Raw genomic sequence first — 12,627 nt, forward strand, 5'->3', positions numbered from 1 at the left:
GGACTACCGGCGATGGGTGCGACGACCAATGGACGTTGAAGAGCGGAGAAACAATTGACTTCACGTGCTTGCAAGATTGCAGATAGTCACCCGCGCGGGCAATAGTGATCCACGGGACCCTTCGCTCACCTGTACGAGCGTGCTGAAGGGAGCAGACATGCCGCCGACGGCCGCCACCGCCAGACTCGCCGCCGGCGAGCCTCCGATCAACTTCGCCTCCCACCAGTTCCGGGCCGGGAACATGGCCGGCGCCCGGGACGACTTCGAGCAGATGCTGGCCGCGCTCATCGCCTCCGTCCATCCCGGCGCCCGCGCGATCGCGGCGAACCCGGGCGACTGGGGCATCGACATCCTGCTGGGCGAGCTGTCCGGCCTGGTGGTGATCTGGCAGTCCAAGTACTTCTGGCCGCTGGTCGGCCGTGCCTCCCAGGCGCAGATCCGGGAGTCCTTCGACTCCGCGCTGCGCGCCGCCGAGCACAACGGCTACCAGCTCGACCGGTGGGTGCTGTGCGTGCCGTCCAGCATGGACCCGGCGACCGCGCGCTGGTGGGACCGCTGGCGCGCCCGCCGGCAGCGGGAGACCGGCGTGGTCATCGAGTGCTGGCACGAGACCGTGCTGCGCGAGATGCTGATGCGCCCGGACGCGGCCCACGTCCGCCGCCACTACTACGACCCGTACGCGCCGGTCGCGCTGCCCGCCCGGCCGCTGCACGACCTCGGCAGGGAGACGTTCGAGGACGCGCTCTTCGTCCGGCAGCTGCGCGCGGCCGGCCACGCCGAGGTGGAGGGCGCGAAGCACGAGTACTTCAACGCCGAGCTGCTGGTCAGGGACATCCACGACAAGGGGGTACGGGCGGAGCTCGACGCGCTCGGCGAGGCGAACGGCGTCGCGCGCGGCATCTGGGAGGCCCGCTTCAACGAGATCGCCGCGGCCCGCCCCGGTGACCCGCTGCTGGCCGGCCTGCACGCGGCCGTGATGGGGGAGATCCGCGAGTCCGGCGCGTTCCCGGTCGCGCTGGCCGCCGGGCGCGTGCACCGGTGCGGGCTGATGCACCGGATCGTCCAGGACCGCCGGGCCGGGTGGGTGCGCGACTGGCGGGCGATCGCGGCCGGGCACGTCGAGGAGGCCGCGGCGTGAACCCCGAGGACACCGCGGTCTTCCGCTGCGCCCGGCTGCTGCTGATGCTGCTGGTCGTGGAGGAGGACGGCGCGGCCGGCATCGACGCGGAACGGCTCGGCGTCTACGACTTCCTGGCCGTCCATCCGCTGCTGCTGGCGCGCGCGCCCGACGACCCGGACCGGCAGGCGCTGCGCCGGGCCGGGTTCGACGACCGCGCGCTCGCGTACGCCAGCGCCGGACAGCGCCTGGTCACCGCGCAGCAGCACCTCGGACGCGACCTGTCCGTGCTGCTCGGGACCGGCCTGGTCGTGCTCGGCGCGGCCGGCCGGGTCCGCTACCGGCTCACCGACCGGGGACGGGCGTCCGCCACGGCGCTGAACGCGGCATATGCCCGTTCATACGCCGACGCCGCACGCATCGTCGTGCGACGGCTGCGACGGCTCAGCGGCCGTAGACTGAGGCAGACGCTCCGCGAATGCATTTCTCCCTCCGTTTCCGAGAACCATGTTCCGGCGAAGGACACCACATGAGAAACGGGTTCCGGGCTCACGGCATCCGCATCCGGCGCCTCCGCCTGCACGCGGACGGCCGGCCGTACGACGTGGATTTCCGCGCCGGCGAGGTCACCCGTCCGCTCTCCGTGATCGCGGGCGCGTTCGGCACCGGCAAGACCACCATCCTCGAGTTCGTCGACTACTGCCTGGGCGCGGCCGACCATCCGCGGCACCCCGAGATCACGCCGCGGGTGCGCGCCGCCACGCTGGAGGTCGAGCTCTCCGGCACGCCGCACCTCATCCAGCGCCCGGTCGGCGAGCCGTCCGCGCATGCGTACGTCACGCAGGGCCGCCTCGACGACCCCGGCACCGCGACCCCGGAGCGCCGCCCGCTGCGTCCGGCCGGCGCCCCGGAGAGCCTCTCCAGCCTGCTGCTCTCCCACTGCAAACTCGAGGGGGTACGGCTCCGCGACGCCGCCGAGACCGACCCGCTCAGCTTCCGCAACCTGATGTGGCTCTGCTTCCTCCCGCACGACCGGCTCGACGGCCGCGACCTGCTCTTCGAGAGCGTGCCGATGAAGCAGCTCAAGCTCAGCCAGGTCGTCGACGTGGTCTTCGACATCCACGACGACCACGCGATCGAGCTCGGCCGCCGCATCCGCACGCTGGAGCCGGAGCTGGCCGCGGCCGAGGACCACCTGCGCACCGCGACCGCGATCGTCGCGGAGCTCGCCCCGGGCGAGGTCGCGGAGCTGGAGGAGGCGGCGCGCGCGGCAAAGACCGAGCTGGCCGCGTGCGCGCAGGCCGTGGCCGCGCTGGACGGGCTGGCCCGCGCGGACACCACGTTCGCCGAGGATCTGCGCGAGCGGCACCGCGCCGCGGCCAGGACCGCACGGGACGCGTCCACGCTGCTGCGCGACCGCGAGACCCAGGCCGTGCGGATGACGTCGCTGCGGGCGACGTACGCGGACGACGTGGCCAAGCTGATCATGCTGACCGAGGCCGGCGCGCTCTTCCCGCCGCTGCGCCTGGACGTCTGCCCGTCCTGCCTGACCCCGGCGGTGCCCGGCGAGCGCCGCTGCGCCACCTGCCAGGCCGACCTGGACCCGGACGACGCCGGCCCGCCGGACGTCAGCGGCGAGCTGCGCTCCGCCCGCGCCCGGCTGACCGAGCTCACGCGGTACCTGGACGAGCTGGAGGCCGGGATCCCGCGCCTGCGCGCGGCCGCGGAACGCGCGCAGGAGGTCGAGTCCCGCGCCGCCGCGGACCTGGACGCGGCCACCGCGCACGCGGTCACGCCCTACCTCGCCCAGCGCGACACGCTGGCCCGCCGTCGTGAGGAGGCGGCCGCGGCGCTGCAACGCGCGGTGGACGGCCTGCGCCTGCGCCACGGACTGCGGGAACGGGCGGACGGCGCGGAGACCATGCGGGTCGCGCTGGCCGCGCTGCACGCGGAGGCGGCCGCGCCGGACCGGGTCGCCGCCGCTGCCGGTCGCGCGGCCGTGGTCGCGGACCTCGGCGCACGTTACCGGGACATCCTGCGCGAATGGCGCTACCCGCGGGCCGAGGAGGCGCGCGTGGCGGACGACCTGACGCCGTGGGCGCGCGGCAAGCCCTACCCGGCGGCGTCCCCCGGCGGGCGCACGCTGATCGCGCTGGCCTGGCAGCTGGCGCTGTTCGAGATCGCCTGGGAGTCGCGGTCGTCGCACCCCGGGTTCCTGCTGCTGGACAGCCCGCGCAAGAACCTCGGCCCGAAGGAGGTCGATCGGCTCTACCGCCACCTGGAGGCCTGGCTGGCCGGTGCCGGCGCGGGTGCCCAGGTCATCGTGACCGATTCGGCCCCGCCCCCGGCCGCGGACCCGGACGTGGTGGTCCGCTTCTCCCGCCGCGTCGACCGCCCGCCCTACGCCCTCATCGACGACGAGACCGACTGACGCGCGGGACCGCTCCACGGGCCTGATCCAGGCGCCCGGCCCGGTGAGCAGGCGCTCCGCGCCCGACATTTCGGCAGGCAGCAACCGGGCATCGCCGCGCGCAACGGACCTGGCCGAACCGGCCCCGCGCCGGTTGCCGGTCACTCTCGTCGAGCCCGCGTGCCGTCAGCTGCGCCAGCGGACGCGCTTGGTGAACGCGAGCGGCGCGAGCACCGTGAAGAGCAGGGCGAGGCCGGAGAGCAGCCAGGTGACCAGGCGGTCCGGGCCGGAGCGGGCGTCGGTGACGCTGCCGGCCGGGTTCACCGGGTCGTAGATGACCTTCGCGGTGCCGCCGGCGACCGGCGCCGGGTCCCAGTCCAGCGCGCCGACCTCGGTGGTGATCTCCTGGCCCTTCGCGGTGGTGAAGCGCAGCAGCACGCTGCGGTCCGCACCGGCACGCAGCACGTCCGCCTGGGCCTGGATGCCGCGTTCCCGCAGCACGGAGGCGTGCCGATGCGCGGCGAACGCGCCGGTCAGGCAGATCAGCGCCGCGAGCACGCAGAGCGCACCGGTGACCGGCGGGCTGTTCGCCCAGGCCAGGAAGCCGTCCCGGGTGGTGAACGGGTTGCGGTGCAGGCCACGCGGGCGACGCCGACTAGCGGACACCGCGCCTCCCTCGGCCGAAGTCACTCAGTTCTTGATACATCGACCACCGGTGCCGGCGGTGCCGCTTTCGCCGAATCGGTCCCGTTCGGCGGAGGCCGCGGCGCCCGCACCCCGGTCACACCGGCCGGGTCGCAGGCTCGGCGGCGTCGCCGTCTGCCGTGCCGGCCTGGTCTGCCGCGCCGGTCTGGTCTGCCGCGCCGGTCTGGTCCGCGCCTGGTGTCCCGGCCCGGTCCGGTGTGCCGGTGCTGCCGGGTGCGGCGGTTGTTCCACCGGGTGCGGGGCTTTCGCCGGCGGCGGACGTGGGCCGGCGGCGGGCCTTCAGCAGGAGCAGGAGCAGCGCGCCCGCGATCAGGCCCCAGAAGGCGGAGCCGACGCCCCAGAACGACACGCCGGACGCGGTCACCACGAACGTCACGACCGCGGCCTCCCGGCCGTCCGGGCCGGCGACGGCGGAGGCGAGCGCGGACGCCAGCGCGGAGAGCAGCGCCAGGCCGGCCACGGCCTCGATCAGGATCGGCGGGGAGAGCAGCACGAGCGCGGTGGCCAGGCCCGCGCCCAGGCCGAGCAGGATCATGAAGCCGCCGGCGCTGACCGACGCGATCCAGCGCCGGGACGGGTCGGGGGAGGCGTCCGGGCCGGCGGCCAGCGCCGCGCTGATCGCGGCCAGATTCACCGCGTGCGTGCCGCCGACGGCCGTGACCGCGGTGGCGGCGCCGGTGGCCAGCAGCACCGGGCGCAGCGGCGGCCGGTAGCCGAACCCGGCCAGCACCGCCATGCCGGGCACGTTCTGCGAGGCCATGGTGACCAGGAACAACGGCACGGCCAGCGAGATCAGCGCGGCGGGGCGGAACGTGGGCGTGGTCAGCGCCAGCACCGGCCACGGGTCGACGCCGCCGAGAGCGCCCGCGGGCGTGGTCAGCGCGATGCCCGCGGCCGCGACCGCGAGCGCCACCGGCACGGCCCACAACCGGGCGAATCTGAAGAGCAGAGCCCAGACCGCGATCACGGGTACGGCGAGCGCCGGCACCTCCGCGGCCGCGCGCACCGGCGCCAGGCACAGGTCGAGCAGCACCCCGGCCAGCATCGCGCCCGCGATCGGCGCGGGGATCGCCGCGATCGCGCGCCCGAGCGGCGCGAACAGGCCGGCCAGCACGATCAGCAGCCCGGTGACCCCGAAGGCGCCGACCGCGGCCGGCCACCCGCCCTCGGGCACCCCGGTCGCCACCAGCAGCGCGGCGCCGGGGGTGGACCAGGCGATCGCGATCGGCAGGCGGTGGCGCACGCCCAGCAGGATCGCGACGAGGCCCACGGCGACGCACGCGGTGAGCAGCCCGGACGAGGCCTGCACCGGGCTCGCCCCGACCGCGCGCAGCCCGGCCAGCACCACGGTGAACGAGCTGGCGAAACCGACGACGGCCGTGACCGCGCCCGCGACGATCGGCTGGAGCAGGAAGCGCAGGCTCACGTCGTACCCCCGAGGCGGTGTTGGTGTTTCATAAACGGAACGCTCACGCATCGTGCACCATGGCACGGTGACCACGCCAGGGGGAATCGGCCCGCGCCTGCGCGAGCTGCGGGAGGCCCGCGGACTGTCGCTGTCCGAGGTGGCGCGGCGCGCCGGGATCGGGAAGGCCACGCTCTCCGGCCTGGAGACCGGCGTGCGCAATCCGACGCTGGAGACGCTCTACGCGGTGACCGCGCAGCTCGGTGTGCCGCTCAGTGCGGCGCTGGCGGCCGCGCCGGCACAGCGGGTGAGCGGCGCGGCCGTGACCGCGACGCTGCTGCGCACGTTCGAGGAGCAGGGCTGCACGTTCGAGCTGTACCGGCTGGTCGTCGCCGCCGGGGCCCGGCAGGTGTCACCGGCGCACCAGGCGGGCGTGACCGAGGACCTGACCGTGTTCGCGGGCGCGCTGCGGACCGGGTCGGCCGATGCCCCGCTGCTGGTCGGCGCCGGTGAGCACGCGTCCTGGCGGGCCGATGTCCCGCACGTCTACGAGGCGGTCGGCGGGACGGACGTGCAGGCGTCGCTGCTGATCCGGACGCCGTCCGCCCGGTAACGGAAAGGTCACGGTCGCGGTGGCGACCTTGAATGCCCGCCGGGCGTTATGAATAGTGGGCACGCCCCGATCGAACGATTCTTTTCGATTGATTAAGGAGTGCTTAGACGACTTAAAGTTCCTCTGCGAAAGCACACCAGAATCATTGTGGTAGTGCAGGCTCCCGGATCGGGCGCCGGACGCGACCGCGCAGGTCACCAGCCCAGTGAGCTGTGAAAACAACGGTCGTCCCGGAATTGCCGGCGCACGATTGAATCGGCCGGTACGGCGGTGTGCCCACACTGTCGTACCGGCTGAGTCGTTGTTTGGGATTGTGTGTGCATCTTCTTCGGGTGCCGTGCGCCGCGTACCGAGGGCGGTGTGCGGGGGCGGTGGCCGGTGCCCGCGGGTGCCGCGCCCGGTTTTCGTCCCAATATATGAAATGTGACGTAATGCACACTCCTGGGCGACATTTCGGAAATGTTGCTCGGTCACCCGGTCGGGTGACCGGGACCACACAGATTCACGGATTTCTCCTCGTCGGATTGATCCAACGGGCCCTGCCACCGCGTACCTACTTGCGATCGAGTCGAGCAGCGACCGTAAACCGTACGAGGAGGTGGCGATGCACCAGGTAGCCAGCGGTGGTCGTGGAACGGACACACTGTGTGCCCCTGGGCAGCCGCGATCAATAAACCGGTGGCTGACGCTCGACGGCAGCTCGATCAACCGCAATGATGGGCCGGTGACGCCACGACCGGCTCCCCGGCACGAGGCCAGGCCTGCCGCGCACGAGGCAACTCCTGACTTCTCGCGCCCTGCCATGAACCCAGCGCCCTCCCCTCGCATCCCCGGCATGCCCGGCGGCCCCACCGGACCGGTCGACCCTCGCGGAAGAGGGCGACGCGGTGGAGGCGGCCCGGGTGACGACGGTGGCGAGAGCACCGGTGGCGGCTTCGGCCCGACCGGCTCCGCCAAGAGCGAGGACGCGCTCGTCCGCACCCTCTACGAGGAGCACGCGGGGCCGCTGCTGATGTTCGTGCTGCGCCTGACCGGCGGTGACCGGCAGCGCGCGGAGGACATCGTGCAGGAGACCCTGCTGCGGGCCTGGCGCAACGCGCACCGACTCGGTGCGCAGGGACAGACCTCTCTGCGGCCGTGGCTCGTCACGGTCGCCCGGCGGATCGCCATCGACGATCACCGGAGCGAGAAGGCCCGCCCCACCGAGACCTATGACCGTGAACTGGAGACGTTCCCCACGACATCCGATGAAACCGATCGGCTGTTGCAGGAGATGACCGTCTCCGACGCGTTGCGCACGCTCACCACGGCGCATCGGGAGATTCTGGTGGAGACTTACTTCAAGGGGCGCACGGTGCAGGAGGCCGCATCTGCGCTCGGGCTGCCGCTCGGCACCGCGAAGTCGCGCGTCTACTACGCGCTGCGGGCCCTGCGGTCGGCGCTTCAGGAGCGGGGGGTGACGGGGTGAGCGACCGATTCTCGACGGCTGCCCCGGAGGGGTCAGCGCCGCACACGGACGTGGGGGCGTATGCGATCGGCGCGCTCGACGAGTACGAGACCGCGCAGTTCGAGGAACACCTGATCGACTGCGACGAGTGCGCGGCCGAGCTGGAGTCCTTGATGCCGGTGGTCGACGTGCTCAGCCGGGTGGACCCGCCGAGCTACGTCGTCGCGGAGCAGACGCACCGCGAGGGCCGCGTGCTGCAGCGGATGATGGGCACGGTCGGCAAGGAGCGCAAGCGCGCCCGGCGCCGTCAGCTGGTCACCAGCGGGTTCGCACTCGCGATCGTGCTGGTGGTGGCGAGCCTGTCGCTCTTCGCCGGCGGCCAGTGGTTCGGCGACGGCGTCGGCAGCCCGGTGGCGATCCCGTCCCAGGACGCGCAGCTGCCGCCGGACCCGGACGGCCCCGGCGTGGGCGGTCCGGACGGCGGCGACCAGTTCCGGGCCACGGACCCGCGCACCGGCGTCCAGCTCCTGGTGGACTTCCAGGGCAAGGACTGGGGCACGCAGGTCAACTTCATGGTCTCGAACGTCACCGGGCCGCAGAAGTGCCGCCTGGTGCTCGTGAAGACGGACGGCACCAGCGAGGTCGTGTCCACCTGGGTCGTCCCGGAGAAGGGTTACGGCACCGCCGCGAACCCGAACCCGTTGGAGCTGACCGCGCAGTCCGCGGTCACCCGGTCGGACATCGCCCATGCACAGGTGCAGCTGATCGGTGCGGACGGCAAGCCCGGCGCGACGCTGGTGACCGCTCCGGACTGATCCGTACCACAAGCAGTAAAAGCGCCGGGGCCCGTGTAATCACGGGCCCCGGCGCTTTTTGGTTCAACGGTTCGGTGTGAAATTGTCCACGGCCGATCTCCGATCCTCTCCGGGTTGTCCTGCGTATTCACCGGCAGAACCGAAAAGCGGACGAACCCTCAGGGAGATCAACGTGGTTACCCAGAAGCGAACCCTCCTCGCCATGAGCGGCACCATGGGTGCGCTCGCCGCGGCGCTGATGTTGGCGTCGGGTTGCGCGCCGGTCAGCTACGACACCGCCGGGGACTCCAACCCCGTGCCCGCGGCCAACGCGGCGAGCGAGTCCGCGGAGCCTGAGGCGAGCGCGGACCCCGACGCCTCGGCGGCGCCGGCGGGTGGCGAGGACGAGGTCGAGCTCGCACCGGAGCAGCTCACCGAGAAGCTGATCGCCAAGTCCCTGGACCAGATGGGCAACGTCGTCGCGAACGAGGAGGGCTACCTCCTCTACCGGTTCGACAAGGACAGCAACAAGCCGGCCATCTCCAACTGCAACGGCGACTGCGCGCTGGTCTGGCCGCCGGCGCTGACCGACGGCGAGCCCGAGCTGGAGGGCGTCGACGAGGAGCTCGTCGGCACCGTGCTCCGCTCGGACGGCACGCGTCAGATCACGCTCGACGGCTGGCCGCTCTACACCTACATCGGTGACGAGAAGCCGGGCCAGTGGAAGGGCCAGAAGGTCGGCGGCACCTGGTTCATCGCGGCGCCCGACGGCAAGAAGAACCTCGAGTGCCTCCCCGAGGGCACCCCGAAGGCCGTGCCGGTCCCCAAGAAGGAGGAGTCCGGCAAGGAGACCGCTCCCGAGGCCAGCTCCTCGGCCAAGTCGAGCGACTACGACTACTGATCGCAATTAAGCGATAACTGAAAGGGCCGGCCGCGGCGAATGCGGCCGGCCCTTCGCATTAGAACAGGCCCATCACCCGAACGGGTGATGATCCAGGTTCAAAACAAATTCGCAGAACCAATTTTTGATGGCTTGAACCCTGCGGCCCCTCAAATCCGTGAAGCGTGATGTGTCGACTAATGGAGGTGAAGTGATGGCGGCTGTGCGACTCCGGCAACGCGGTGTCCGCGCGGTTTCCACCCTTGCTGTCCTGGGTGCCGTCCTGTTCTCCGCCCCCGCGGTGGCCTTCGCGTCGCCGGCGGCGGCCGTTCCCGCGGCAGCCCTCGCCGCGCCGACCCCCGGTGTGGTGGACCCGGCGGCACAGGACGCTTCCGGGCCGGTCGGGTCCTCGGACGAGCAGTTCGTCATCGCGGTACGCCTCGCGGGCCTGTGGGAGATCCCGGCCGGCGAGATGGCGGCCGAGAAGGGCGAGTCGGCGAGGGTCCAGGAGGTCGGCGCCGCGATCCGCGAGCAGCACGTCGAGCTGGACGAGCTGACCCGGAACGCGGCCGAGAAGCTGAACATCCAGCTTCCGGACCAGCCGAACCAGGACCAGCAGAACTGGCTCGCCGAGATGGAGGCCGCGGAGGGCGCCCAGTTCGACGAGATCTTCGTGGCCCGGCTGCGCGCCGCCCACGGCAAGATCTTCCCGGTCATCGGGACGATCCGCGGCTCGACCCGCAACGACGTGGTCCGCGCGCTCGCACAGCAGACCAACACCTTCGTGCTCACTCACCTGACGTTGCTGGAGAGCACCGACCTCGTGAACTACGCGGCTCTCCCGGCCGCGCCGAACGCGCAGGCCGATCCGGTCACCGGCGCCAACGCCCTGCTGGCGGCAGCGCAGGCACGCGGTGCCACCGGTGGCTTCGACACGACCGCAATCTGGCTGGTTCTGGTCGTGGCCGTGGTAGCCGGCGCGTTCGGCGCCGTCCGCATCATCCGTAGTCGATAAAGCGCTGACCGACCCCAAACTGTCAGCGCTCGATCTGTAGTTAGGAAGGTTGCCCGTCATGCCCAGGTGGACGGATAAGCTCAGGTACTCCCTGGCCTCACGGAACAGGAAGATCGTCGCGGCCGTCGCGACGGTGGCGGTGTTCGGCGGCATCATCGCCGTGACCCAGGTGTCCAACGCGGCGACGAACCGCCGCGGGAACAACCGGGGTAACGCCTGCCAGGCCGCACCACAGCCGCAGGTCTCGTCCACGACGTACCCGCGCAACGGCCGCGGCACGTTCATCGACGAGAACGGTCGCCGGCAGAACGTCGGTGACGGCCAGGCCTCCGAGCAGGAGATCAACGAGGCGCGCGGACGTAACCGCCGCAACCGTGGCTGCACGCCGGCCTCGCTGCCTCCCACCACCCCGGCCGCCACGGCCAGCACCGGCACCGGCGGCAACAACGGCGGTGGCAACAACGGTGGCGGTAACAACAACGGCGGTGGCAACAACAACGGCGGCGGGAACAACAACGGGGGCGGCAACGGCCAGAACCCGGGCGCCGGCGAGGGCACGGTCCGTGAGGACACCAACGGCCTCGCGATCCTGGGCGACGACTGCTCCGAGAGCAACCTGCAGCCGCACACCGGCTTCCAGGAGGGCAACCGCTGCGTCGACACCGAGTTCGGTGAGGTCGCCAGCGCCGCCAACAACGCGTCGCTGCTGATCACCGACATTCCGGACGAGGTGGGCGTGAACCAGCCGTTCACCATCTCGGTCAGCACCCGCAACCTGGTCCGTGACCGCTTCCTGGGTGCCGCCGCCGGTGGTTACTACCTGGAGAGCTCCTTCCTGAACAACGACGGCCTGGTCCGTGGCCACTTCCACACCGCGTGCCGCGTGCTGGCGAACAACAACGAGGCTCCGGACGCCGCTCCGGCCCCGGCGTTCTTCGTCGCCACCGAGGACGGCGGCGGCGGCCGCCAGGCCGACACCGTGCAGATCAACGTGCCGGGCCTCCCGGCCGCCGGCGAGTTCCAGTGCACCGTGTGGGCGGGTGACGGTTCGCACCGCACGCCGATGATGGAGCGCGCCAACCAGACGCCGGCCATCGACTCCGCGCGGGTCCAGGTCGGCTGACTTCCCGCGGTGCCGCCTCGTCGCAGACCTACCCCCCTCGCGACGAACGGCCGGCGCCAAGGGTTCTGAAAGAGGCGGCGCCGGGGCATTTTGAAGGGGTGCCCCGGCGCCGCGCTTTCACCACGAGGGTACGAGGAGCACCTGCTCCCCGTACCCTCGCGCTTGTGCAGGTGGCAGACTTGCCGCGTGCCGCACGAACGCCGTCTCGAGATCCCGGTGGGATACCACGCCTCCGGCTCGCTGCGGCTGCTCGGCCTGGGGCGTTTCGACCCCTGCGCCCGGTTCGTGGACGGCGTGTTCTGGACCGCCGCGCCCACGCCGGACGGCCCGGCCTCGCTGAGCCTGGCCCGCGACGGCGACGCGCTGACCGCGACCGCGCACGGCGACGGCGCGGACTGGATGCTCGACCGTGCGGACGCGTTCGCCGGCCTGCGCGACGACGTCTCCGGCTTCCCGGCGCTGGCCGCCGCGCACCCGGTCGTCGCGGAGCTGTCCCACCGGCACCGCGGCCTCCGGTTCCCGGCCACCGGCCTGGTCTTCGTGCGCCTGGCCCGCGCGATCCTGGAGCAGAAGGTCACCGGCAAGGAGGCGTTCCGCGGCTGGTCCGGGCTGGTCCGCCGGTACGGCACGCCCGCGCCCGGCCCCTGCCCCGACCTGTGGGTCCCGCCCACGGCCGAGGTGGTCGCCGGCCTCGCCTACTGGGCGCTGCACCCGCTCGGCGTCGAACAGCGCCGCGCCCAGACCATTCTGCGCGCGGCCACGCTCGCCGCGACGCTGGAACGCTGCCCCGACTCCGCCGCGCTGAGCCGCCGCCTCCAGGCGATCCCCGGCATCGGCCCGTGGACCGCGGCCGAGACGGTCCGCACGGTCTTCGGCGACGCGGACGCGGTCAGCGTCGGTGACTTCCACATCCCGAACACGGTGGCCTGGGGCCTGGCCGGTGAGGCGCGCGGCGACGACGCCCGCATGCTGGCGCTGCTGGAGCCGTTCGCCGGCCATCGCGGCCGCGTGTGCGTCCTGCTGGCGGCGGCCGGCGTGGCCGCGCCTCGCTTCGGCCCCCGGATGCCGATCCGCTCGTTCGCGCGTTTCTGACGTCCGCGGGTCTGCCTGACCGGCGC

General features: G+C 72.4%; 12 protein-coding genes. 10 read left to right on the plus strand and 2 right to left on the minus strand.

Annotated elements, in window-relative coordinates:
• The first annotated feature begins 157 nt into the window (after positions 1-157).
• The 3 genes from OP04_RS38240 to OP04_RS38250 are packed head-to-tail and all read left to right on the plus strand — an operon-like array spanning position 158 to position 3,548.
• Entirely contained in the window at positions 158-1,138 is a 981-nt protein-coding gene (locus OP04_RS38240; protein ID WP_051799711.1) for a hypothetical protein, read from the plus strand.
• The gene (locus tag OP04_RS38245) at positions 1,135-1,650 is read left to right on the plus strand and encodes a hypothetical protein (RefSeq protein ID WP_051799712.1); all 516 of its coding nucleotides are present in this window, start codon (positions 1,135-1,137) and stop codon (positions 1,648-1,650) included. Before OP04_RS38240 ends, OP04_RS38245 begins: the two co-directional genes overlap by 4 nt.
• The gene (locus OP04_RS38250) at positions 1,647-3,548 is read left to right on the plus strand and encodes an ATP-binding protein (protein WP_033344827.1); all 1,902 of its coding nucleotides are present in this window, start codon (positions 1,647-1,649) and stop codon (positions 3,546-3,548) included. Before OP04_RS38245 ends, OP04_RS38250 begins: the two co-directional genes overlap by 4 nt.
• 165 nt (positions 3,549-3,713) lie before the next feature.
• Here the strand turns inward: OP04_RS38250 and OP04_RS38255 are convergent, their stop codons facing one another.
• Together OP04_RS38255 and OP04_RS38260 are read right to left on the minus strand one after the other, a co-directional pair.
• Positions 3,714-4,193, minus strand: coding sequence for a DUF3592 domain-containing protein (locus OP04_RS38255; RefSeq protein WP_033344828.1), 480 nt, complete (start codon positions 4,191-4,193; stop codon positions 3,714-3,716).
• A gap of 115 nt (positions 4,194-4,308) precedes the next feature.
• The gene (locus OP04_RS38260; RefSeq protein ID WP_232323890.1) at positions 4,309-5,658 is read right to left on the minus strand and encodes a benzoate/H(+) symporter BenE family transporter; all 1,350 of its coding nucleotides are present in this window, start codon (positions 5,656-5,658) and stop codon (positions 4,309-4,311) included.
• A 67-nt stretch (positions 5,659-5,725) separates the two neighbouring features.
• Here OP04_RS38260 and OP04_RS38265 point away from each other — a divergent pair, with 67 nt between their 5' ends.
• The 7 genes from OP04_RS38265 to OP04_RS38295 all read left to right on the plus strand — a co-directional run bounded on the left by OP04_RS38265 (position 5,726) and on the right by OP04_RS38295 (position 12,601).
• Positions 5,726-6,250, plus strand: a complete 525-nt coding sequence (locus OP04_RS38265) for a helix-turn-helix domain-containing protein (RefSeq protein WP_232323891.1) — start codon at positions 5,726-5,728, stop codon at positions 6,248-6,250.
• An 835-nt stretch (positions 6,251-7,085) separates the two neighbouring features.
• Positions 7,086-7,718 (plus strand): sigma-70 family RNA polymerase sigma factor, encoded by a 633-nt coding sequence (locus OP04_RS38270; RefSeq protein ID WP_157240919.1) that lies wholly within the window; start codon positions 7,086-7,088, stop codon positions 7,716-7,718.
• Positions 7,715-8,512 (plus strand): hypothetical protein, encoded by a 798-nt coding sequence (locus OP04_RS38275; protein WP_051799714.1) that lies wholly within the window; start codon positions 7,715-7,717, stop codon positions 8,510-8,512. The genes OP04_RS38270 and OP04_RS38275 overlap by 4 nt, the downstream gene beginning before the upstream one ends.
• A gap of 172 nt (positions 8,513-8,684) precedes the next feature.
• The gene (locus tag OP04_RS38280) at positions 8,685-9,392 is read left to right on the plus strand and encodes a hypothetical protein (RefSeq protein WP_157240921.1); all 708 of its coding nucleotides are present in this window, start codon (positions 8,685-8,687) and stop codon (positions 9,390-9,392) included.
• 193 nt (positions 9,393-9,585) lie between these two features.
• On the plus strand, positions 9,586-10,386 hold the full coding sequence (locus tag OP04_RS38285; protein WP_033344831.1) for a DUF4142 domain-containing protein: 801 nt from the start codon (positions 9,586-9,588) through the stop codon (positions 10,384-10,386).
• Between the two features lie 58 nt (positions 10,387-10,444).
• Positions 10,445-11,509, plus strand: coding sequence for a hypothetical protein (locus OP04_RS38290; protein WP_063746803.1), 1,065 nt, complete (start codon positions 10,445-10,447; stop codon positions 11,507-11,509).
• A 186-nt stretch (positions 11,510-11,695) separates the two neighbouring features.
• Positions 11,696-12,601 (plus strand): DNA-3-methyladenine glycosylase family protein, encoded by a 906-nt coding sequence (locus OP04_RS38295; protein ID WP_033344832.1) that lies wholly within the window; start codon positions 11,696-11,698, stop codon positions 12,599-12,601.
• Positions 12,602-12,627 lie beyond the last annotated feature (26 nt).

The sequence above is a fragment of the Catenuloplanes japonicus genome, from assembly GCF_000717135.1.
Lineage (GTDB): Bacteria > Actinomycetota > Actinomycetes > Mycobacteriales > Micromonosporaceae > Catenuloplanes > Catenuloplanes japonicus.

Coding starts and splice junctions, on each gene's coding strand:
- OP04_RS38270 (WP_157240919.1), top strand. CDS start 7,086: ATGCCCGGCGGCCCCACCGGACCGGTCGACCCTCGCGGAAGAGGGCGA.
- OP04_RS38290 (WP_063746803.1), top strand. CDS start 10,445: ATGCCCAGGTGGACGGATAAGCTCAGGTACTCCCTGGCCTCACGGAAC.
- OP04_RS38285 (WP_033344831.1), top strand. CDS start 9,586: ATGGCGGCTGTGCGACTCCGGCAACGCGGTGTCCGCGCGGTTTCCACC.
- OP04_RS38240 (WP_051799711.1), top strand. CDS start 158: ATGCCGCCGACGGCCGCCACCGCCAGACTCGCCGCCGGCGAGCCTCCG.
- OP04_RS38250 (WP_033344827.1), top strand. CDS start 1,647: ATGAGAAACGGGTTCCGGGCTCACGGCATCCGCATCCGGCGCCTCCGC.